General features: G+C 66.6%; 20 protein-coding genes and 1 pseudogene. 1 reads left to right on the top strand and 20 read right to left on the bottom strand.

Going from position 1 to position 22,654, the window contains the following annotated elements; genetic code table 11:
- Positions 1–74: 74 nt before the first annotated feature.
- From HZY97_RS09760 to trbB, 20 genes and pseudogenes are all read right to left on the bottom strand, one after another.
- Complete coding sequence (locus HZY97_RS09760) at positions 75–1,388, bottom strand: CsgG/HfaB family protein (protein WP_180142977.1); 1,314 nt, start codon at positions 1,386–1,388, stop codon at positions 75–77.
- A complete protein-coding gene (locus HZY97_RS09755) occupies positions 1,388–1,942 on the bottom strand; it encodes a hypothetical protein (protein ID WP_180142975.1) in 555 nt (184 codons plus the stop codon). Before HZY97_RS09755 ends, HZY97_RS09760 begins: the two co-directional genes overlap by 1 nt.
- Before the next feature lie 558 nt (positions 1,943–2,500).
- Positions 2,501–4,486: pseudogene (locus HZY97_RS09750) on the bottom strand (heavy metal translocating P-type ATPase); the annotation flags it as partial.
- 181 nt (positions 4,487–4,667) lie between these two features.
- Positions 4,668–5,354 (bottom strand): ZIP family metal transporter, encoded by a 687-nt coding sequence (locus tag HZY97_RS09745; protein WP_180142971.1) that lies wholly within the window; start codon positions 5,352–5,354, stop codon positions 4,668–4,670.
- Positions 5,355–5,457: 103 nt separating this feature from the next.
- The gene (locus HZY97_RS09740; protein WP_257214970.1) at positions 5,458–5,787 is read right to left on the bottom strand and encodes a DUF190 domain-containing protein; all 330 of its coding nucleotides are present in this window, start codon (positions 5,785–5,787) and stop codon (positions 5,458–5,460) included.
- A 28-nt stretch (positions 5,788–5,815) separates the two neighbouring features.
- Complete coding sequence (locus HZY97_RS09735) at positions 5,816–9,058, bottom strand: efflux RND transporter permease subunit (protein WP_180142967.1); 3,243 nt, start codon at positions 9,056–9,058, stop codon at positions 5,816–5,818.
- Positions 9,059–9,061: 3 nt separating this feature from the next.
- The gene (locus HZY97_RS09730; protein ID WP_180142965.1) at positions 9,062–10,222 is read right to left on the bottom strand and encodes an efflux RND transporter periplasmic adaptor subunit; all 1,161 of its coding nucleotides are present in this window, start codon (positions 10,220–10,222) and stop codon (positions 9,062–9,064) included.
- The gene (locus HZY97_RS09725) at positions 10,222–11,484 is read right to left on the bottom strand and encodes a TolC family protein (RefSeq protein WP_180142963.1); all 1,263 of its coding nucleotides are present in this window, start codon (positions 11,482–11,484) and stop codon (positions 10,222–10,224) included. Before HZY97_RS09725 ends, HZY97_RS09730 begins: the two co-directional genes overlap by 1 nt.
- A gap of 66 nt (positions 11,485–11,550) precedes the next feature.
- Positions 11,551–11,895 (bottom strand): hypothetical protein, encoded by a 345-nt coding sequence (locus tag HZY97_RS09720; protein WP_180142961.1) that lies wholly within the window; start codon positions 11,893–11,895, stop codon positions 11,551–11,553.
- 81 nt (positions 11,896–11,976) lie between these two features.
- On the bottom strand, positions 11,977–12,189 hold the full coding sequence (locus tag HZY97_RS09715; protein WP_180142959.1) for a DUF2274 domain-containing protein: 213 nt from the start codon (positions 12,187–12,189) through the stop codon (positions 11,977–11,979).
- The gene (locus tag HZY97_RS09710) at positions 12,186–13,403 is read right to left on the bottom strand and encodes a TrbI/VirB10 family protein (protein WP_180142957.1); all 1,218 of its coding nucleotides are present in this window, start codon (positions 13,401–13,403) and stop codon (positions 12,186–12,188) included. The genes HZY97_RS09715 and HZY97_RS09710 overlap by 4 nt, the downstream gene beginning before the upstream one ends.
- Positions 13,400–14,407 (bottom strand): P-type conjugative transfer protein TrbG, encoded by a 1,008-nt coding sequence (trbG, locus tag HZY97_RS09705; RefSeq protein WP_180142955.1) that lies wholly within the window; start codon positions 14,405–14,407, stop codon positions 13,400–13,402. Before trbG ends, HZY97_RS09710 begins: the two co-directional genes overlap by 4 nt.
- Positions 14,404–15,087, bottom strand: a complete 684-nt coding sequence (trbF, locus tag HZY97_RS09700; RefSeq protein ID WP_180142953.1) for a conjugal transfer protein TrbF — start codon at positions 15,085–15,087, stop codon at positions 14,404–14,406. Before trbF ends, trbG begins: the two co-directional genes overlap by 4 nt.
- A 6-nt stretch (positions 15,088–15,093) precedes the next feature.
- On the bottom strand, positions 15,094–16,551 hold the full coding sequence (gene trbL / locus HZY97_RS09695; RefSeq protein WP_180142951.1) for a P-type conjugative transfer protein TrbL: 1,458 nt from the start codon (positions 16,549–16,551) through the stop codon (positions 15,094–15,096).
- A 1-nt stretch (position 16,552) separates the two neighbouring features.
- Positions 16,553–16,903, bottom strand: coding sequence for a putative entry exclusion protein TrbK-alt (gene trbK-alt / locus HZY97_RS09690; RefSeq protein ID WP_180142949.1), 351 nt, complete (start codon positions 16,901–16,903; stop codon positions 16,553–16,555).
- A 10-nt stretch (positions 16,904–16,913) separates the two neighbouring features.
- Complete coding sequence (trbJ, locus tag HZY97_RS09685) at positions 16,914–17,663, bottom strand: P-type conjugative transfer protein TrbJ (protein ID WP_180142947.1); 750 nt, start codon at positions 17,661–17,663, stop codon at positions 16,914–16,916.
- 5 nt (positions 17,664–17,668) lie between these two features.
- On the bottom strand, positions 17,669–20,095 hold the full coding sequence (gene trbE, locus HZY97_RS09680) for a conjugal transfer protein TrbE (protein ID WP_180142945.1): 2,427 nt from the start codon (positions 20,093–20,095) through the stop codon (positions 17,669–17,671).
- Between the two features lie 7 nt (positions 20,096–20,102).
- Entirely contained in the window at positions 20,103–20,381 is a 279-nt protein-coding gene (locus tag HZY97_RS09675) for a VirB3 family type IV secretion system protein (protein ID WP_180142943.1), read from the bottom strand.
- Positions 20,381–20,710: a TrbC/VirB2 family protein gene (locus HZY97_RS09670; protein ID WP_180142940.1), complete on the bottom strand. Its 330-nt coding sequence runs from the start codon at positions 20,708–20,710 to the stop codon at positions 20,381–20,383. Before HZY97_RS09670 ends, HZY97_RS09675 begins: the two co-directional genes overlap by 1 nt.
- Positions 20,707–21,633: a P-type conjugative transfer ATPase TrbB gene (trbB, locus tag HZY97_RS09665; RefSeq protein ID WP_218942977.1), complete on the bottom strand. Its 927-nt coding sequence runs from the start codon at positions 21,631–21,633 to the stop codon at positions 20,707–20,709. Before trbB ends, HZY97_RS09670 begins: the two co-directional genes overlap by 4 nt.
- A 304-nt stretch (positions 21,634–21,937) precedes the next feature.
- Between trbB and HZY97_RS09660 the strand changes: the two genes are divergently transcribed.
- Positions 21,938–22,645, top strand: a complete 708-nt coding sequence (locus HZY97_RS09660) for a hypothetical protein (RefSeq protein WP_180142936.1) — start codon at positions 21,938–21,940, stop codon at positions 22,643–22,645.
- Positions 22,646–22,654: the final 9 nt, after the last annotated feature.

Raw genomic sequence — 22,654 nt, 5'->3', positions numbered from 1 at the left:
TGGGATGATGGGCGTGTTCGATGAGAGAATTCGGCTGGCGGGCGGGCGCCTCCATCGTTCGAGGGGAGGCGGGCTCAGTTGCCGATGCGGAGCCGGGCGAGATCCTGGAGACCGGCGTCGTTGCGGTGGAGGGTCGTGTCCGAGGGCGCGGGCCGCCAGCGAAGCGCCACCTTTACGATGCCGCGCGCGGCAAGGGCGCCGGCCACTGCCGCGATGCGCTTGTCGGTCAGCGCATCTCGTGCGCTGGGTTCGAGCACTTCGATATCCCGCGCGGCGATCCGCAACTCGACCGGATGCTGGCGCGCTGCGGCCACGATGCGATCGAGCACTGCCAGGGCCGGGCCGGCAAGATCGGATGATCCGGGCTCGAACGACAGCTTCGCGTCGCCGCCGCTGTCGCCGCTGGCGGAGATGCCGTCGTTGAGCGGAGTCGCTGCCTTCACGGCGGCGCGGGCTGCCCCCGCGACCTCGGCCGCGAAGCGAATCGTGGGATCCGGAAGCACCGGCTCCCAGGAGCGCCCGGCGATGCAGGGCCGCGGATCCACACCGGCAACCGCGCCGACGAGCCGCATCGTCGCTTCCTCAAGCGTGGCGCGGATGCCGAGCTGAAGCGGTTCCTGGCCCTTGGCGCCGATGTTCACGTCGAACAGCTCGGAGCCGAAAAAGCGGAAGGTGTTGAAGCCGACCTCATAGCCGGTGAACTGCTTGGTCAGGCTTACTGTCCTGACGACCAGCAGCGAGCGCGTATCGACGATCCTGAGATCGATCGCGATCGACTGCGTGTAGGTCCGGACCTTCGGTCCGACCTGGCCGACCCGCACCTCGGCACCGCCCGAGCGGATGTTGTAGTTGAGCTCGGTGATGCCGCCGACGATGTAATAGTCGGACGCCGTGATGCTGCCGCCATAATAAGGTAGCCACGGCACGTTCGACGAGCCTGCCGTTCCCGGGACCATATGGGCGTTGCCGTCGCCGAGCTGTCGCCGATCGGTGTAGCCGAGTTCGCGCTCGCCGATCGTCGGGTCGAATCGCTCGGCGAGCACGACCGGGCCGGAGAGCTTGCCAAGCGCCGAGGCGACCATCAGCGCGCCGCCCTGGGTGATGGCGGTGCCCTCGTTGACCGAATATTTTCCGGTGAAGTCGCGCACGTCGCCGACCGCGATGACGAGACGACGCGACTGGGCCGAGAGCCTGGCGCCGAAGCACACAAAGGCCGGGTCCATAGGCGTGCGGTTGTCGCGCGCCGAAGGGCCAATCAATATCGGCTCCTCCTCCGGCGCCAGGCGCTGCTGCTTCATGCTCACGCAACCGGAGAGCGAAGTGGCGAGCAATGCCGCGGCAAGGATGCGGGCACGACGACGCGGCTGGAATGCAGGATGCGCCAACATCAGTTGATCGGCCCGAAACCGCAGGCGGTGCTGCCTTGAACGCTCGCTTGCTGATCGCCCGAATTGGACTGCGACGAATTGAGCGCCTGCCAGGCAGGGCCGTTGGCCGTCGCACCCGTCGCACCGATCGCGGTCGAGGCAACGGGTCCATTATTGCGCTGGTCGAGAGTGATATCGGGGCCACCCTCGCCTGCGACCTGCGCGCTTCCGGCATTGCCCGTCGCCGCCGAATTGGCGCCGGTCACGGTGGGGGAGTTGGCCACCGCGCTCTGCGCGTCGCTGTTGCCGACCGCGCTCGCCGCGACCGAGCAATTATACTGGCGAGCGATCGTCGTGTTGTAGATCGGCGCCGCGTAAACGCCGGCGCGCTGCCTGGCGATCAAGTCGGCGACGGCGGCACGCGCGGCGATGTCCTGCGGGGTTTCGAATTGCCAGGCGCGGTTCTCGCTGATCTCCTGGGCGAACGCCGGACCGCCGGCGAAGCCGGCGAGAATGGCCGCGGCGACGGCGGCGCGTCGCCAGCCCCGAGCCTGAATCTTGAACCGTTCGATCATGAGATTGCTCCTCTTGCCGGGGCGGTTGCGCGGCGTCGGGAGCAAGGAAGAGAAGCGCGATTGCGCGCGTGGCAACAGGTTTTGGCAGCCGTCGTAGGCTAGCGAAGGATTAGAAAGCGCCGGCGTGAACGCTCAGCGATCTGACGAGGGGATTCGAAGGCCAAGGTGCTTGGACGTTATCGAGCCGGGCCGGAGTCGTTGCCGATTCGGTCCGCTTCTGCGCGCCCGGAGCGGACGCGATTCTGGGCGAGCCATGACGCAAGCCCGGAACCCCGCCGCTTACCTTGGCGCCCGTGGCCCGCGCGGAAAGTTGATCTTCCAGGGACGTATCGCCGATGGAAGCATGATGCCGAGCTGTCCCGCCCGTCCCCGGATAGCGTCCTGGGTCCGCCCCATCCCACGGGCGATCACCGCCGGGGGCTGGCGCGCAGCCGCGCGCTGCGTCAGCTCCGCGTCGGCTTCGGGCGTCCAGGCGCCCCCGCTGTTTCGGCGGACCGTCACATCGGCAGGCCGGCCGCCGCGCGCCTGCGCGACCTCGGCTCCGATGCGGGGCCAAGCTCAAGCATCGCGATAAGCCAGGAGCCGCAACGCGTTGAAGACGACAATAAGCGTCGAGCCCTCGTGCATGGCCACCGCGGGTCCGATGCCAAGGCCGAAGATCGTGGCGGGCACCAGCACCGCCACTACCCCCAGGCTGACGAACACATTCTGCCGGATGATCGAGCGCGTGCGGCGGCTCAGGCCGACCGCGAACGGAAGATGCGCGAGGTCGTCGGCCATCAGCGCGACATCGGCGGTTTCCAGGGCGACGTCCGAGCCGGCCGCGCCCATTGCGATGCCGACCGTTGCGTTCGCCATTGCGGGTGCATCGTTGACGCCGTCGCCGACCATCGCGACCTGAGTGCCGGCGCTGAGCTTGCGGATCGCCTCGACCTTGTCCTCGGGCATCAGGTCGCCCCACGCCTCGTCAAGGCCGACTTCCTTGGCGACCGCTTCGGCAACCTTTTGGTGGTCGCCAGAGATCATGATCATTCGCTTGATGCCGAGCGCCCGGAGCCGCTCCAGCGTTGCCTTTGCCGATGCCCGCGGCGTGTCCATCAGGCCTATCGCACCGAGATCCCGATCGCCCTGGCGGACGATCATCGTCGTGCGTCCGCCCTCACGCAGTTCGCCGATCGCTTTCTCCATTGCCTCGGAAAGCGCGGCGGTGCCATCGCTGCCGAACATCTCCGCCTTGCCGATCAAGACGATTTCGCCGTCGATCTTCGCCTTCACACCCCGTCCGGTGAGACTTTCAAGATCGGAAGCCTCTGACGGTGCGGTTTCCCCCAGCCGCTCGCGGCCGTCCCGGGCGATCGCCCGGGCAAGCGGATGATCGCTGAGGCTCTCGACGGCGACCGCGACCTTGAGCAACTCCTCCTCGGTAACGTCCGGGGCGGGAACGACGTCGGTGATGCGTGGCCGGCCTTCGGTGAGGGTCCCGGTCTTGTCGAACGCAATCGCGGTCAGCGACCCGAGATTCTCGAGCGGGGCGCCGCCTTTCACCAGCACGCCGCCACGGGCAGCACGCGCGACGCCGGAAAGCACAGCGCTGGGCGTTGCGATTGCGAGCGCACACGGGCTGGCGGCGACCAGCACGGCCATTGCCCGATAGAAGCTGTCGCGGAAGGGTTCGTCGATGACGACCCATGCGAACAGCAACACGAAGACTAGGCCGAGGACGGTCGGCACGAAATAGCGTTCGAAGCGATCGGTGAAACGCTGGGTAGGCGACTTCTGCGTTTCCGCCTCGCTGACCATTTTTACGACCTTGGCGAGCGCGCTGTCGGTCGATTTGCGCGTTACCTCGATCTCGATTGCGCCGCTGCCGTTGATGGTGCCGGCAAATGCCCGATAGGCCGCCTCTATCGCGTCTGGCTTGGCGCGGGCGGCCGCATCGTCCATCACCGCGCGCTTGTCGACCGGCATGCTCTCGCCCGTCACCGGCGCCTGGTCGATCGCAGTCGTGCCCTTGACCAGAAAGCCATCCGCGGGGAGCCGCTCGTCGGGCTTCACCAGCACCACGTCGCCGATCTCCAGCTCCTCGACCGGGATTTCGCTGACCTTGCCGTCGCGGCGGACCTGAGCCGTGCGCGGCGCCAGCTCGGCTAGCGCCTCGATCGCCCGCTTGGCGCGGCCCATCGCATAATGCTCTAGCGCGTGTCCGGTGCTGAACAGGAAGAGGAGCAGCGATCCTTCTGCCCAAGCCCCAAGCGCTGCCGCGCCGGCTGCAGCCACCAGCATGAGCGTGTCGATCTCAAAGCGCTTCTTCCTGAGGTTCTGGAAAGCCTCAAGCACGGTGAAGAACCCGCCCAGGAAATAGGCAACGAGATAACCCGCAAGAGGAACCCATGTGGGCGCTTCGGTAAGCTTATCGATTGCGAATCCGATGGCGAGGAATGCGCCGCAGAGCAGAGCGAAAATGATCTCGGTATTCGGACCGAATATCCCGCCATGGGCATGCTCGTCATGATCGTGGTCTTCGACACCGACCGGGTGGCTTCCCGCGACCGCTTCGGGCGCGTGCCCGGTGTCGACGCCCTGCGATTGCTGGTCGGTGTCGGGCTTCTTTGGAGTCATGTTCTGCAGCACTCTTCGGATTGAGGGGTAGGTGTCTCAAATGGTTGAACTGGCGCCGGGCGAACGCTCGGCAGCCACGAATGGCGCGTTTTCGGAAAATCCGGCGTCAACCCATCAACTCCTCGATGACGAGCAGCCCGAGAAAGCCGACGAAGAACATCACCGCGACCAGCGGCGTGTCGGGTTTTCTGTGGGCGTCGGCGAGAAGCTCCTCGGTGACGAGGTAGAGCAGCGCCATCAGGCCAAAGCTCAGGAAGCCGACGATAACCGCCATGGGCAGTTCGGCGACCGAAAGGCCTATCGCCGCACCACCCGGCAGGAGCAGGGCGATTGCGCCCACGATCATGACGACCTTTGCCTTGGAGCGGATCGTCTCGCCCAGTTCGGCGGTCAGCGTGAGGCCAAGAAACAGCACTTCCAGAGTAAGGGCGACCGTCAGCAGTATCCCTGCCTTCGCGCCGGCCACGAAAGCGAGACCGAGGACGAGCCCGTCGATCGCTATGTCGATCGAGACCGCTCCCAGCAGCGCCGCCGGCCCTTTGAACCGGCTCTCGAAGGCCTTGAGCCCCAGCATGGCGGCAACGCCAAGCGCGCCGCCTACAAGCGTTGCAACCGGGGACGCGCCGTGCATGACCTGCGGGAGTATTTCCGTCGCGGCCGCGGCGAACACGACGCCCGCCGCGAGATGCTGCATGGCGCTCACGAGGCGCTCGCCCGGCGGCCGGGTCACCGCGGCGATCGACCCCAGCAGGATCGCGACCAGCGGAATAAGGGTGTAGTTCAATGCTCCCATCGCTGGTCCCCCCGTCTCAGGTCGTTGCCCCAGAACAGCCGGCATGCCGCATCGAGCCTTCGCGACGTGGTTGCTTCGCCCATTCCGATGCGGCGCCGGTGCATCAGGCGGCTCCTGCCGGCGCCAGGGTCGTGTCGCCCCCCAGGACCTCGACCGCTTCCAGCGTGATCAGCCCGATCCCGTGCACATCGGCAAGGGAAGCGGCGAAATCCCGAAGTCGGGACTCCTCATCGACGATCTCGATCACGAGCGACTGGTCGTCCTCGAGAAAGTGCTTGCGATGCTGGTGTGCCGAATGTCCGAAGCCAAACAATGCCTGGAGAACGGTCGCACCCGCCATCTTGGCCTCGCGGGCTCGCGACACGACCTCCTCGAACAATTTGCGGTCGCCGAAATAGGCGGCCTCGTCGGTGTAGATTCGCAGCAGCTTCATGCTGGTTGCCATTGTCCGTCTCCCGTCTTCATGCCGTGGCCGGCGAAGCATCGCCCCTGCTCTTGCGTCGCGACCGCCACCCCTCGCCAAGGCCGAGAACGACCTTGGCGATGGCGGGCAGGACGAGCAGCGTAAGGATGGTCGCGGCGACGAGGCCTCCAATCACGACCATGGCGAGCGGCTTCTGGACCTCCGCGCCAGTGCCGTGGGCGAGCGCCATCGGCACGAAGCCGATCGCGGGAACGAAGCCGGTCATGACGACGGCGCGCATCTTCTCGATGCTCCCCTCGACGATAGCCCGGCTGAGCTCCACGCCAGCCTCCAGCCGTTCCCTGATCGCGCTCATCACGACCAGTCCGTTGAGTACCGCGACGCCGGCCAGGCAGATGAAGCCGACCGCCGCCGACACCGAGAAGGCGATGCCGGTCATCAACAAGGTGAACACGCCGCCCGCCAGCCCCAGCGGCACCGCCGCGAACACCGCGAATGCCCGACCGAGACTGCCGAGCGCCATGTAGAGCAGCCCGAAGATGATCGCGAAGCAGATCGGGACGACGATCGCGAGCCGGTCGGAAGCCGCCTGCAGATTCTGGAATTGGCCTCCCCATTCGAGATAGGAACCGGTCGGCAACTGGATCCGCTCCACTTGAGGCCGGGCCTCCGCGACGAACGATCCGACATCGCGGCCACGCACATTGGCCTGGATGACCACACGCCGCCGTCCATTCTCGCGACTGATCTGGTTCAACCCTTCGCTGAACCGGAATGTCGCCACCTGCGACAAGGGCACCGACTTGCGCTTCTCGCCGGCTTCCTGCGGCAACATTACCGGCAGGCTCTGGAGCGCGTCGAGATTGTCGCGCGATGCCGCCGGCACACGGACGGTCACCGCGAAACGGCGGTCGCCTTCGAACACCAGGCCTGCTTCGCGCCCTCCCATGGCCGCGGACACGGTGTCGGCGACCTCCTCGACGGTGAGCCCGAACCGCGCAATCGCGGCTCGGTCGAAGCTCACTTCCAGCGTCGGCGAGCCGCTGGTCTGCTCGGCCTTCACATCCGCCGCGCCGGGTATGGCCTTCAGCGCCTGGACGATCCGCGCCGCGGTCGCGCTCAGCTGGTCGAGATCGTCGCCATAGAGCTTGATCGCAACATCGCCACGCACGCCGGCGATCAGCTCGTTGAAGCGCAACTGGATCGGCTGGCTGACTTCATAGGCGTTGCCGATCTGCGCGCCGGACACGCGCTCGATGCGCTCGAGCACCTGTTCCTTGGTGGCGATTCCGGCGGGCCATTGATCCTGGGGTTTGAGGATCACGAAGCCGTCCGAGATATTCGACGGCATGGGATCGGTGGCGACTTCGGCAGTGCCGGTTTTGGAGAACATCATCGCGACTTCGGGCAGGCTGGTGATCGCCCGCTCGACTCCGCGTTGCATCGCGAGCGACTGTTCCATCGATACCGATGGCACCCTGCTCGAAGCCATCGCGACATTTTTTTCGTCGAGCTGAGGGATGAACTCCTGCCCGAGAAAGCCGAACGCGAAGACCGCCGCCCCGAAGAAGGCGAAGCCCGCGCCGATGAAGCGCCACGGCTTGGCGACCGCCAGCTCGAGGATCGGGATGTAGCGTGACTTGGTCTTGGCGACGATCCACACTTCCTTCTCGGCGACCTTGCCGCGGATCAGCAGCGCGACCATTGCCGGCACGAAGGTGAGCGCCAGGATGAACGCGGCGGCGAGCGCCAGCATGATGGTGATCGCCATCGGCGAGAAGGTCTTGCCCTCGACACCGGTGAACATCAGCAATGGCGTGAAGGCGAGGAAGATGATCGCCTGGCCGAAGACCGTCGGCTTGATCATCTCCTGCGAGGCTCGCATCGTTTCCTCGAGCCGCTCGCGAAGCGAGAGCAGCCGGCCCTCCTGGTGCTGCCGGTGCGCCAGCCGCGCCAGGCAGTTTTCGATGATGATCACCGCGCCATCGACGATCAGGCCGAAGTCGAGCGCGCCAAGGCTCATCAAATTGCCCGGAACGCCGAAGGCATTCATCCCCATCGCCATCATCAGGAACGAGAATGGGATGACCAGCACGGCGATGACCGCCGCGCGCCAGTTGCCGAGCAGTAGGAACAGCGCCGCCGCGACAAGGATCGCGCCTTCGATCAAATTCCTCTGAACGGTCTCGACGGTGGCGTTGACGAGCTTCGAGCGGTCGAGAGTCGTGGTGACCTTGACCCCGGGCGGCAGCGACTTGACGATCGTCTCCATCCGTTCGCCGACGCTCCGCGCGACGACGCGGCTGTTCTCGCCGATCAGCATCAGCGCGGTACCGATGACGACCTCATGGCCGTTCATGCTGGCTGCACCCGTGCGCAGGTCGCCGCCGATCCGCACCGTTGCGACATTCTTGACGGCAACGGGAATGCCGCCGCGCGTCGCGATGACCGCTTCGGCAATCTCGCCGATATCGCGGATGCGGGCGTCGGCTCGCAGCAGGAACGCTTCACCCCCGCGATTGAAGAAGTTCGCCCCGACCGCAAGGTTGGCGGCCTCCAGTGCCTTGGCGAGCTCGGAATAGGACACGCCGAACTCGGCCAGCTTCACGGGGTCGGGCTCGACAACATAGGTCTTCTCGAACCCGCCGATCGAATCAATGCCCGCAACACCCTGGACGGTGCGCAGCTGCGGCCGGATGATCCAGTCCTGCACGGTCCGCAGATAGGCCGAACGCGACACGTCGTCGGTCAACCGGTCGCCCTCAGGGGTGAGAAAGCTCCCGTCGGTCTGCCAGCCAGGCTGGCCGTCGACCGGCTTCGCTCCCTTGCCGCCGGGATTGGCGTAGTCGACCGCGTACATGAAGATTTCGCCGAGCCCGGTCGTCACCGGGCCGATCTGCGGCTGAACGTCCCCGGGCAAACTGTCGCGCGCCTGAGCGATGCGCTCGCTCACCTGCTGGCGGGCGAAATAGAGATCGGTGCCATCGGTGAAGATCGCTGTGACCTGGCTGAAGCCGTTGCGCGACAGCGAGCGCGTCGTCTCAAGGCCGGGAATGCCGGCAAGTGCGGTTTCGATCGGGAAGGTAACGCGCTTCTCGATCTCGATCGGCGAGAGTCCGCGCTCGACCGTGTTGATCTGGACCTGGTTGTTGGTGATGTCGGGTACGGCATCGATCGGCAGCTTGGTGAGCTGCCACAAGCCAATGCCGGCGACGGCGAGAAAGAAGGCGACGACCGCCCAGCGCGCCCTGACGGACAGCGCCATGAGGTTGGCAATCATGGCTCAGTGCTCCTCGCCAGCGGATTTGCCGAGCTCGGCCTTGAGCAGGAAGGCGTTGGTCGTGGCGATCGTCTGGCCCGGCGTGAGCCCGGAGACGATTTCGATCCGTCCGGCGCTGCGCTGGCCGGTCTTGACCGGAACTGCGCGGAACCCCTCGGGCGTCCGGACGAACACCACATCCTTGCCTTCGACGGACTGGACGGCCTCTTCGGGCACGACGATCGCCGTGGTAGAGCCGCCTCGGCTCGGCATGAGCCGCACGCGCACCGCGAGGCCCGGCTGCAGGCCGACGCCATCGACGTCGAGCAACGCCGTTGCGGAGCGGGTTTCGCCGCTGAGCGTCGGCGTGACGGCGCGCACCCGCGCTTCGATCGTGGAGCCGCCGGCAATTTCGACGATGGCGCGGTCGCCCGGCGCGAGCCGGGCCGCGTCGGCAGGACCGACGGCGGCTTCGATCTGGATTCGACGCGGATCGGAGATGCGGAACATCTCCGCTTCGGGCTGGACGAACGCGCCCAGCGTGACGTTCTGGGAGGTTATCCGGCCCGAGATGGGGCTGGCGAGAATGACGCCGCGGCCATCGCTGGTAATCTTGGCGTTCTGGGCCGCGAGCTGCGCGCGGCGCGCCTCAGCTGCCGCCGCAGCGGCATCCGCTTCAGCCGCCTCGAGCGTCACGCGGGCCGAGACTTTCTGCTGATACAGATAGCGCTCTCTGGCGAGCGCGCGCTGCGCTTGCACCAGACGCGCAGCCGTGGACGTGCGCTCGGCGGCGATCTGGCTCGCCTCCCGGCTTTCGACGATGGCGAGTGCCTCGCCGGCACGCACGGGATCGCCGAGCCGCTTGAACACGCGAATCACGGTGCCGCTGGCGCGGGCTGTGACGATCGCCTCGCCCTCGGTGGAAGCCGTGACAGTGGCCTGGGACAGGATCTCGGCGCCAAGGCCTCCTGCGGTAACGGTCTCGGTGCCGATCGCCGCGACTTTGATTGCGTCGGCGGTCATGGCGATGCTGTCGGTGCTTTCCTCATGCTCGGATTCTGCCTTGGCCGGCGCCTCGACCGGCGCAGGCGCCGCAGTCCAACGGGCGATGCCGAAGCCGCCCAGGGCGGCAACAAGCGCGATGCCGGCTGCGCCCCCGAGGAGGCGCTTGTCATGCAAGTTCATCAAAATTCTCCGGAGAAATCGGGCGCCGGGGCGGTAAGCCGCCTCAACCGGGCCGCAGCATCATGATAGGCGACGAGGGCATCGATCGCGGCGGCTCGCGTCTGGGCGAGCGTCCGCTCGGCATCGAGCAGCTCGATCTGGGTGAGCGCGCCTTCACCATAGCCGACGCGGGCGATCCGTGCGCCTTCGATAGCCGCGTCCAGAGCGGGTCCGCGTGTCGTCTCGACCATGGCCAACGCGTTGGCCAGATCCGCCTGCGCGCTCGCGATCGCCTGTTCGGCATCCGCCTTTGCGAGCCGGGTACGAGCCTCGAACTGGTCGCGCTCCGCGCGCGCCTGGGCCTCGCCTGCCCTGCCGCTGTTGAAGAGCGGCAGCGGCACGGACACGCCGAAGACAGCTGCGACGTCGTTGGTGGCCTCCAGCCTGCGGGTCCCGGCGGTCAAAGTCAGGTCGGGCATGCGCTGGGTGCGTGCCAGCCTGACCTGCGCGTTGCCGATCGCAAGGTCGGCATTGGCCGCCGCATAAGCGAGCGTCCCTTCCACCCGGATCGGCGCGACCGGGCCATAGGCCGCAACACGGTCGAACCATGCCATGTCGAGCGGCCCGGAAACCGGGGTGCCGATCAACCGGCCCAGATTTGCGCGCGACACCTCGACAGTCCGCCGCGCCCGAGCGAGCTCTCCTTGGGCGTTGGCTTGCAGAACCGCCGCGCGCTGTTCCTCGATCGGCGACGCCGCGCCGACCATCACCCGGTCCTTGGCAACCCGCAGCAGCTCGTCGGCGATACGAGCTTGCTCGATCGCGATCGCCAGCCGGCGCTCGGCTGCGGCGGCCTCGATATAGGCTTGCGTCACCCGGAGCCGGAGGTCCTCCAGGACGACCAAAGCCTCGATCCGCGCGCGGATGACGCGCGCATCGGCCACGGCCACGCGCGCGGAGCGCTTGCGGCCGAGTTCGATCGGCAATTCAAAGCCGATCGTTGTCTCCGAGCTGTCCAATCCCCGATAGGGACCGGTGCCGGCGACATTCTCGGTCTGGATGTTGACGCTAGGGTTGGGACGGAGTCCGGCAACGGTCCGCCCGGCATCCGCGGCGCGGATCCCGGTCTGCCCGACATCGGCCGAAGGCGAAGTAGCACCTGCACTGGCGAGTGCCTGATCGAGTGTGAGGACCGGACCGTCCTGTTCGGACGGCGCGGTTTGCGCCTGCGCAATGGCTGCGCATGACGCCACGGCGAGAAGCGCCGCGATAATTCGGGACATTTTGGGATTCTCCCTGACGTTCGCAAAGGCTCCACGCGCCAGAAGGCGGGCAGAGGGACGGCGACGTCAGGCGATCGGCGGTCTCAGGTCGCGAGCGGTCAGGATCGATGGGAGCGAGGGTCCGGCGGCGATACCGCTCGGCGTTGAAGTGCCGGAAATCGGCGTTGCGGCCAGGTGCTTTGCCGGCACGCCGATATCGTGGCTGTGGACTGCACTGTGATGGTGCGGTGTCGCCTTGTCGCTGTCGCCCGGTACTTCGTCGCTGTCGCCTGGAGCATGGCCCGGCTCGCTATCGGCAACGATTGCGCCGCAGGTTGCTGGCTCAGCGGCAGCCGCCGCCGATGCCTGAAGCCCGGTGACCAGGGTCAAGGCAAGCATCATCGTCAAAACCAGGGAAAACAGCTTCCGCACGGGCCCGCCATTAGAGGAAGCGGGCGCGAGCGCAAAATCATTTCCGACCGGACTGCGCCAGAGCCTGCCGGCGCGGGAAGATTACTGCCGTCTCACCTTTGCGAAACCACGATCCGTTGCCATGAACTGGGCGAGCATCGGAACGACGAGCTTGGCGGGACCTTGGGAGGCTTGACCGGTCGCCGCCGCATGCGCCTCGGCATAGGCGGAGAGATCGCGATACACATCGGCGGGCACTTCGATCGTGATCTTGACCGGCTTGTCGTCTGCGATCGGTCCGAGCTTGAGCGTCATTTCGCACCTCCTTCCGCCGGAGCCATCACGATGTCGCGCGTCACGATCACGCGAAGCTGGAACCCCGGCCGTACCGTTAGCGTCGGCTGCACATTCATCTGGCGGCGCACGAGATCCTGTCCGGTACGACCGATCGACTCGGATGCGCCCTGGCGAAGCGCGCGGACGAGATCGCTATCATCGCCGTTGCCGACTTCGGTGCCGACACCGAGCAACGTCGAAACCAGAGCGGCCCGGAGCATCCCGCCCCAATGCTGGTTCACCCGGTCCTCAAGCCCGGAATATCCCGAAGCGTCCGAACCGGGAAGCCGATCGAGCTGGATCGAGCGCCCGTCGGGAAGGATCAGCCTGTCCCAAGCGAGAAGCACGCGGTTCTGCCCGAACGAAACCTGTGAATCATACTCACCGATCAGCCGACTGCCCTGCGGGATCAACAGGAACCGGCCGGTCACGCTGTCAAAGATGTTCTGCGTCACCTGGGCCGTGATGGTGCCGGGCAGATCCGATCGGATGCCGGTGATCAGCGCGGCGGGAATGATGCTGCCCGCCTGGACGACATAGGGCGAGGACGGCTGGACCACCCGATATGCGCTTTGCGTCTGCACGCCCTCGGCGGGCCGCAGGAAGTTGCGCTTCGCAGATTGGCCGTCACCGCCGTCACCACTCGCTGCCGCTGTCGGCGCGGCAGGTGCGCCCGTGGCGGAAGAAAGCTGCAGTGGCGCGGGAGGAGCCGCACCTGCTGAATTGGCGGCGCTTTCGCTGCCGACGAACACCTTGCTGGTGCGCGCGGCATCGCGCTCCTGGCGAACGCGCTCCCGAGCTGCCTGGGCGGCGTGGGCTGCCGGCCCTGCGGGAGACGGCGACGGGGCACCGATGGGCGGCGGCGTCACGTCGACGCCGCGCTGCTGGGCGGAGAGGATCGGCCTGCCTAGATCGCCCGGCAGCGGTGGGCCGAGCCGGGGAACCTGCGAATAATCCTTGGGCGCCCCGGCCAGACTGTCGGAGGTCGCGCGATTGTCGGTCGCGTAGAGTTCGGTCTGGCTCTTCGGCGCCGAGGGCTGGAGGGCATAGATCAGCGCACCGCCGATACCGGCTGTCGTGACCAGACCGACGGCCGCCAGCGCCTTGCGCGAAAGCCGCATCACCCGGGGAGGATCGCCGCGCAGGCGCAGGTCGGCGGCGGCCACCGGTGCTGTTTCGGTCGCGGCGCTCATTTCGACGTCTCCACGGGCATGGCGGTGTCCCGCAGGATGCGAACGCGTCTCTCGGACTTCCCCGCGGCGAGCCGCATTTCGGCGCCGGCGAACAGGCGATCGACCACCATGTAACGGCCGCGAACGCGGTAGTTGACGAGTTCGCCCGCTCCCTTGGCGCCCGCGATGAAGAGCGGGGGAAGATCGCTCTGGCCAATGTTCGACGGGAGCTCAATGAAGACCTGTCGCCCGTCGTCGAAGGCGCGCAGCGGACGCCATGAAGTACGATCTCCCTCGATCCGGTAGCGGAAGTTCAGCGCATCGATATCGATATTGGGCACCACCGGCACCGTGGCCGCCGCTTCGCGACTTCGCACGGTAAGTGCGATCAGCGCGTCCTGGGGGTAGGTCCAGGAAACCGAAGCCATGTACGTCTCCGGTGTCGAGCGCAGCTCGAGATGATAGGTCCGCCGGTCGGTGTTGATGACGAGGTTGGTGACGAGCCCGGCCCTGGTCGGCTTGATGAGGATATGGACACGTTGCCCGGGACCGGATCCGCTGACCGTGTCACCGATGATCCAGCGCACGGTATCGCCGGCAGCCACCGGTCCCGGCCCAACCAGTTGCTCGCCTTCCTGCAGCGCGATGTCGGTGACCTGGCCGGGAGCGGTGTAGAGTTGATAAAGTGCGCCCTCGGCCCAGGGGTAAAGCTGGATCGCGTTCAGAAATCCGTCACGGACCGGTTGCATGCGTGCCGCCGCATTGGCGGTGCCGATCCGGGTCCTTGGGTCGGAGGCCTCCGGTGCGGGCGCCGTCGAGACCGGCTTCAGCTGTCCAGGAAGCGGCAGCGGCGCGGGAATACGGATGATCTCGACCGGCTTCGGCTGCTCGGGTTCGGGTACCGCCACAGGCGCCGCGTCGAACGTCAGCGGGCGGGTCTGGGCATGAGACGCGCCGCAAGCCGCTAGCGGGAAGGCCGCGAGCATCAGCATTGCAGGCAGGATCGCCGTACGGATCGGGGTCATTGCGTGAGCTCCTTTGACCAGTTGAGGGCGTTGACGAACACGCCGAGGGGATTCTTGCGGAGCGCCTCGGGAGTGCGCGGGGTCTGGATCACTACGCTAGCGATCGCAGACCAGCGTTCGGTCGCGGCGAGGCTGCCGTCCTGGTAACGCCGCTCGGTCCACGAGATGCGGAAGCTGTTGTCGGAGGCGCGAATCACGCTGGAGACGTCGACTGCGACCTGGAATTTTCCGACCTGCGCGAACGGGTCGTTGTTCCGGGCATAATCGTTGAGCGCGAGCGCACCCTTTGCCGTCGTGAAGTCATAAGCGCGCAGCCAGCTTTGGCGCAGCACGACCGGGTCGGCGGGAATCCCCCGGAAATTCTCGATGAAGCGCGCCAGATGGTACGCAATCTGCGGGTCGCTTGGATGATAGTCCGCGTCGGCGGGCGCCACGGCCTGGGCCTCACCCATCTTGTCGACCTGGACGATCCACGGGGTGATCGTGCCGCGCATCGCCATTGCGATCAGACCGGCGATGGACAGCGCCAGCAGCGCGAGCGCTGCAAAGCATGCGAGCCGCCAGTTCCGCGCCTGAACCCGGCCCGAGCCGATGCGGTCGTCCCATGCCTGTCCGGCCCGCTGGTAGGGCGTCTCGGGTTCTGGGGTAGCGCCGTAGCGCACGGTCGATCGTCGAAACATGGCAATTCACTCCTTGTCGGTCACGCTGACGGAGGCGCCGGGGCCCCGGCTGTCGCCGCCGCGCAGCGTGTGGGTGGCGACGCTGGCGCCGTGGACGATTGCCTGATGGCGGCGCATCGACCGGGCCCAGGCCGGGGGTTCGCTGCGGGGGGCGTCGGGCACAGGTGAAGCCGCGTCCGATGCTGGCTCGGATGCCGCAGACGCCGGGGCGCCCGGAGAGGCTTCGGACTGGGGGAGTGGAACGCCGCCGCTGTCGCGCTCGACGGGGCCTGCGCCAGTCTGGGGCTTGGGAACACCGCCCGAGTCTCGCTCGACTGCTGCCGCTGCCGCCGCTGGGCTTCCGCCGCCGCCGCCGGACCCACCAGAACCAGCACCCGTTCCACCGGAGCCGCTGGAGGATCCGCCCGCCGCGCGCCGGAGCGGCGACATGGCGCTTTGGGCGGCGGTGCGGCCGACATTGCTCAGGCCCGATGCGACGCCGGACATGCCCGACTTGCCCTCGGCTCCGGCGCGATATGCGCTGGTGGCGGTGCTGACGGTCCGGCCAGCTCCCGCGAGCGCGCCACCGGCAGCACCGAGCGCCGCGCCCCCGGCAGCCGCGCCGGCTGCGATCACGCCGCCTGCCGCGAGAGCGGTGCCAGCCGCCGCACCAGCGCCAAGCTGCGGTCCGCCAGAGACGATGCCGCTCGCGATGCCGGGGCCGAAGATGCCAAGGCCCAGCAGGCACAGCGCGCCCAGCACGATGGCCATGGCGTCCTCGATCGTCGGCTGCGCGTTGCCGATGGCGTCGGTGAATTCTGAGAAGAGCGTAGAGCCGATGCCGACAATGACCGCGAGCACCAGCACCTTGATGCCGGAAGACACGACATTGCCGAGGACGCGTTCGGCCATGAACGCGGTCTTGCCGAACAGTCCGAACGGGATCAGCACGAACCCGCACAGCACCGTCAGCTTGAATTCAATGAGGGTGACGAACAACTGCACGGCCAGCACGAAGAACGCGAGCAGGACGATCACCCAGGCGAACAGCAGGACGACGATCTGGATGAAGTTCTCGAAGAAACTGATGTAGCCCATCAGTCCGGAGATCGAGTCGAGGATCGGACGCCCGGCGTCGAGCCCGACCTGCGCGACCCGCCCAGGTTGCAGGAGCTCGGCTGTCGTGAACCCGGTCCCGGAGGCTTTGAGGCCAAGGCCTGCAAAGCTCTCGAACACGATCCGCGCGAGCATGTTCCAGTTGCCGATGATGTAGGCGAAGATGCCGACGAACAGCGTCTTCTTGACCAGCCGGGCGATGATGTCGTCGCCCTCGCCGAAGGTCCAGAACAACGCCGCGAGCGTCACGTCGATGACGATCAGCGTTGTTGCGAGGAAGGCAACCTCGCCCTGAAGCAGGCCGAAACCGGAATCGATGTAAGAGGTGAAGACCTCGAGAAACCGGTCGACGACGCCTGTGCCGCCCATGTCACTGCTCCTGCTGGGTATTGGCGATGGCCTCGTCCACGAGGCTCGCCGGTTCGGAGGATTTGCCGGGCGCATAGTCCGCAGCCGGTTCGACGAGCCGCGATCGCTGGCCCAGGAACCGTCGGCGGTTCTCGGCCCAGGCTGCGAGGCAGCCCGGGTCCGAGCCCGCCGCCTGCCCGGCCAACTGGCAGCTCCGCAGCTTTGCCTGGAGCGGGTCTGTGGGCAGGTCGGTCGAGAGGGTAACGGGAGGCGATGACGGCTTCGGCTCGTCGCGCAGGGCGAGCAGACCCATGGCGATTGCAACGCCAAGACATGCGAAGGCACCAATGCGAGCCGGAAGCCGTACGTTCATCGCCCCGGCCTCAGCGGTGGAACATCTGCGCCGGGGTCGGTCGGTAACCGGTCCCGGGTGCGAGGAACCGGCGCAGTTGTTCGCGCGCCTGATCCTGAGCGGCGGCACGCTGCGACGCCTCGAGCGCTTGGGCGCGACCCTGCGCCGCGACCACCGCGGTCAGGTCGGCAAGCTGCCGAGCTTGCAGCGCGAGAAGCTGATTCCCGGCCTGAGCGGCCTGCAGAGCACCCGATGCCGACTGGCTGGAGCCGACGATGCGGTTCATCGCGTCGCGCGAGCCTTCGATATTGCCGACGACGCCGGCCTGTACCTTGAGCGCGTCTTCAAACCCGGCGACAGTGTCTTCCCATCGGGCGCGGGCATTGTCGACCAGCGCCTTGTCGGTCGCCGACATGGGGGCGCCGCGGTACCGGCTGGTGAAGGCCTGGTCGATCGACTGGACCGAATAAGCTATCCGCTGGGCGTTGCCGAGCAGCTGCTGAGTTTGCCGCACCTGCGACTGGAGCTCCGCGAGCGAGGAGGTCGGCAAGGACGCCAGATTCTTCGCATCGTTGATCAGCGACTCCGCTTCGTTCTGAAGCGATTTGATCTGGTTGTTGATCTGCTCGAGCGTGCGGGCCGCGGTCAGCACGTTCTGCGAATAGTTGGTCGGGTCGTAAACGATCCCGCCGAACTGGGCATGGGCGGGAGCCGCGGCGAAGGCGATCAGCAGGGCCGAGCCGCATGAAAGGGCATAGCGGCGAAGCGACGAGGTACGCATGACATTCACTCCTGGGCAGTGAGAGGGAGAAGATCCGCGGCCCAATCGAGGCCGCGGGCGCGCAGCCACGCGGCGGCGAAACCGGCGCGGCCATGGGCTTCGAGAAGTTCGGCGATGCGGCGCTGGTCGGTGCGCGACGAAGCGGCCGTGAAGGCGAGCGCGACCTCGCCCAATCCAAGATCGAACAGGCGATTGCCGCGGCGCGACTGGCAGTAATAGTCGCGCTTGGGGGTCGCCCGGGCGAGGATTTCGATCTGGCGCTCGTTCAACCCGAACCGGCGGTAGATGGCGGCGATCTGCGGCTCGAACGCGCGTTCGTTCGGAAGAAATATCCGGGTCGGGCAGCTCTCGACGATCGCCGGCGCAATTGCCGAGGTCTCGATATCCGCGAGGCTCTGGGTCGCGAACACGACGCTCGCATTCTTCTTGCGTAGCGTCTTGAGCCATTCTCGCAACTGCGCGGCGAAGGCGGGGCTGTCGAGAACGAGCCAGCCTTCGTCGATGATGATCATCGTCGGCGCGCCGTCGAGATGCGCTTCGATGCGGTGGAACAGATAGGAGAGCACTGCCGGAGCGGCGGCGCTCCCGACCAGGCCCTCGGTCTCGAACGCCTGCACCCGCGCCTCACCGAGGTGTTCGGACTCCGCATCGAGCAACTGACCATGCGGTCCGCCGACGCAATAGGGCCCTAGCGCCTGCTTGAGCTGTTGCGACTGGAGCAGCACCGCGAGGCCGGTGAGCGTTCGTTCGGGCACCGGCGCGGATGCCAGCGAGTTCAGCGCCGCCCAAAGATGCTCCTTGGCCTGGGGATCTAGCGGCACGCCCTCGGCGGCAAAGATTGCCGCCAGCCACTCGGCGGCCCAGCTGCGCTCGGCCAGCTCGTCTATCCGAGCCAGCGGTTGCAGCCGGACACCTTGCCCGCTCTCATCCTGCGGCGCAGACCCAAGGTCCTGCCAGTCGCCGCCCATCGCCAATGCAGCTGCACGGATCGATCCGCCGAAGTCGAACGCGAAGATCTGCGCATTCTCGTAGCGGCGAAACTGCATCGCCATCAGCGCCAGCAGCACAGACTTGCCGGCGCCGGTTGGGCCGACGATCAGGGTGTGACCGACATCGCCGACGTGCAGGGAGAAGCGGAACGGCGTGGAGCCCTCGGTCCGCGCGAAGAAGAGCGGTGGCGCGTCGAAATGCTCATCGGCCACCGGCCCCGCCCAGACGGCGGACAGCGGCACCATGTGCGCCAGGTTGAGGGTGGAGATCGGGGGCTGCCGGACGTTGGCATACACATGGCCGGGCAGGCTGCCGAGCCATGCCTCGACCGCATTCATCCCTTCGGCGATCACCGTGAAGTCGCGGCCCTGCACGACTTTCTCGACCAGCCGCAGTTTTTCGGCCGCGAGGCCGGGATCGGCGTCCCAGACGCTGATTGTCGCGGTGACATATGCCTGCCCAACCATATCGGCGCCGAGTTCCTGCAGCGCGAGATCGGCATCCGCCGCCTTGTTCGAGGCGTCGCTGTCGACCAGCACCGATGCCTCGTTGGTCATCACCTCTTTCAGGATCGCAGCGATGGACTTGCGCTTGGCGAACCACTGCCGCCGAATGCGGCCGAGCAGCTTTGTCGCGTCGGTCTTGTCGAGCGTGATCGCGCGCGTGACCCAACGGTACGGGAACGCCAGCCGGTTGAGGTCGTCGAGCAGCCCTGGGAAGGTGGCGCTCGGAAATCCGGTAACTGTCAGCGTCCGGAGATGCTGGCTGCCCAGCCGTGGCTCGAGGCCACCGACCAGCGGCTCATCGGCGAGGATCGCATCGAGGTACATCGGCGTCTCGGGGACACGGACGCGCTGGCGCTTGGTGGAAATCGCCGAGTGAAGATAGGTGAGCGTATCGCCGTCATCGAGCCAGTGCGCCTCGGGCAGGAAGCCCTCGAGCAGCTGCAGAAGGCGGGCGCTGCGATCGGTGAAATTGGCAAGCAACTCGTTCGGGTCGACACCGCTTCGCGACCGCCCCTCATACAGCCAGCCTTCGGCGCGCGCGGCGTCTTCGGCTGGCGGCATCCATTGCAGCGTCAGGAAATAGGCGCTTTCGAAATGCGCGCCTTCCTCGGCAAACTGCTCACGGCGCTCCCGTTCGACCAGGGCCGACGCGGGGTCGGGGAACCCGTTCTCGGGATAGTCCTGGGCGGGCACGCGCTGCGCCTCGACGAAGATCGCCCAGCCAGAACCCAGCCGGCGAAGTGCGCTGTTGAGACGGCCCGCGGTCGCGACCAGTTCGGCCGGCGTGGCGGAGTCGAGGTCGGGGCCGCGGATCGCGGCCGTACGCTGGAACGAGCCGTCCTTGTTCAGGACGACACCCGGAGCGACCAGCGCAGCCCAGGGCAGGAAGTCGGCGAGCGTCGAGCCGCGTGCGCGATATTCGCGGAGGGACATCATGGCCGCCTCACGCGCGCAGGAAGGCGGGATAACGCATGTGGCGCCGCCCGACTTCGAGGAACTGGGGATCCCGGCGCGCGGCCCAGACGGCCGCGGCATGGCCGACTGCCCAGATGAGCAGGCCGACCAGCCACAGGCGCAGGCCGAGCCCGACCGCACCGGCCAGCGTGCCGTTGACGATGGCGACCGAGCGCGGCGCGCCGCCGAGCAGTATCTGCTCGGTCAGCGCACGGTGGACGGGCGCGAAATAGCCGGGAATGGCGGCGCCGGGATCGAGGCTTTCCATCAGATCAGCGCCCCGCCGCCGAAGCTGAAGAAGCTCAGGAAGAAGGAGCTGGCGGCAAATGCGATGCTCAGCCCGAAGACGATCTGGATGAGCCGGCGGAACCCGCCCGAGGTCTCGCCGAATGCGAGCGTCAGGCCCGTCACGATGATGATGATCACCGCGATGATCTTGGCGACGGGCCCTTCGATGCTCTCCAGGATCGACTGGAGCGGACTTTCCCAGGGCATCGACGATCCCGATGCGTGCGCCGTGCCGGCGGTAAGCGCGACCAGGGCACAGGTGTAGAGCGCCGCCCCGCGGGTGCGGGCGGCGGAAAGCGAGACGTTCATTCGGACTCTCCGTTGGTGAGGAAGCGAAGGCGGTATTCGCCGGAGGCATCGAGACCCTCGATGCGGGCGAGTTCTGCGAGGCGCCGGCCGGTGCCGTCCCTGGCCAGCACCGCGATCATGCCGATTGTCTCGGCGATCAGCGGGCGCGGCACGGTGGTGACGGCTTCCTGGATCAGCTGCTCGAGCCGGCGCAACGCGCCGAGCGCGGTGCCGGCATGGATGGTCCCGAAGCCGCCCGGATGTCCGGTGCCCCACGCCTTGAGAAGGTCGAGCGCTTCGGCGCCCCGCACCTCGCCGATCGGAATCCGATCCGGCCGGAGGCGAAGCGACGAGCGCACCAGGTCGGAGAGGGTTGCCACCCCTTCCTTGGTCCGCATCGCGACTAGATTGGGCGCGGTGCATTGCAGTTCGCGCGTATCCTCGATCAGCACGATGCGGTCGCTGGTCTGCGAGATCTCGGCGAGCAGCGCGTTGGTCAGCGTGGTCTTGCCAGTGCCGGTCCCGCCGGCGACGAGGATATTCTCGCGCATCGTCACCGCTTCGCGGAGGGACCCGCATTGCACGGGTGAGATGATGCCCGACGCGACATAGTCGTCGAGCGTGAACACGGAGACGGCCGGCTTGCGGATCGCAAAGGCAGGTGCGGTCACGACCGGCGGCAGCAGCCCTTCGAAACGCTCCCCCGATTCCGGCAGCTCGGCCGAGACGCGCGGCGAGCGGGCATGGACCTCGGTGCCGACATGATGCGCGACCAGACGGATGATCCGCTCGCCGTCGGCCGCAGGGATGGTCATCCCTGTGTCCGCCAGGCCGGCACCAAGCCGATCGATCCACAGGCGGCCATCGGGATTGAGCATCACCTCAACGATCTCGGGGTCATCCAGCCAGGCGGCGATCGAGGTGCCGAGCGCAGTCCGCAGCATGCGCGCGCCGCGGCGCGAAGCTTCCGAACGGACTGGAGTTGCGTTCACCGATCGACACCCTGGCTTCAGGCCGGTGCGAAGCTGCTCCGGCGACAGGGATGACTAAGGAGGCAGTAAAAACGGGTCTGACAACAACTACTTCAATTGATCGTAGCGTGGCGTAGAAGTAGAAAGCTTTGGCGCTTTCGTCCCGCCAAGCTAGCGGCGGCTTCAGCCCTACCAGACGAGAATGCGGGCCGCGTCACTATCCATTGCGGCCCGACTCGGGCATCGCCACGGTTGGGCGCCACCGAGCAGGTTACAGATGCTGGTCTTGATATTGAAAGCCTTGGTCATCGCGATTGCGATGGTGTTGACGATCATTTGGAGGACAATGGATTTGGTCGATTTTTTGCGGGAATGGCAGACCCTCATTGGCAGCTTCATCGCGCTGGTCGCTGCCTGGATCGCGGTGCGGCCCGTTTGGCGTCAACTCAACCGCATGGAAATCCAGACCGATGCAATGGTGCGCGATGCTGCGGTTGCGAGAATTAGGGATGCCGAGTGGTCGCTCGACCATATGGGGACGCCGATCCGGAACTTCCTTGATCAGGCTACCAACGACCTTGAGCCTTATGAGGACGAGGAAATTGAGATCTCGGCAGAGTCATCCCACAATTGGGCAGGGACGTTGGGTGTGGCCAGAACTACATTTTTGGAGATGGCTGCGACGCGCCTCGATATCGCCTCACTCGAGAAACGGAAAGAAGAGCTCGGGGCCGCTGCAGAGCGCCTCATCAGCACCCTGTATGCGATCAGCGCGCCTGTGACCGTGGATCCGGAAGAACATGGGCTCGATGAGGGCGATATTGCGAAACTCGAAGAGGACGCAGTCGCGGCTCAATCCGCTACACCAGAGTTGATGACATTACTGCGCCGAGCATTGAGCGCGATGGATGATGAACGAAAGCAGGAAATTGCGCTCCTTCGAAAGCGGCTGCGCGCGATCGACGACCGACTGGCCGAGGGCTAACAGTAGCGG

The sequence above is a fragment of the Sphingomonas sp. R-74633 genome (assembly GCF_013416555.1).
In the GTDB taxonomy this organism is placed as follows: Bacteria; Pseudomonadota; Alphaproteobacteria; order Sphingomonadales; family Sphingomonadaceae; genus Sphingomonas.
Note: the sequence above shows the minus strand (reverse complement) of the source record. Positions and strands in the feature narration are given on the sequence as shown.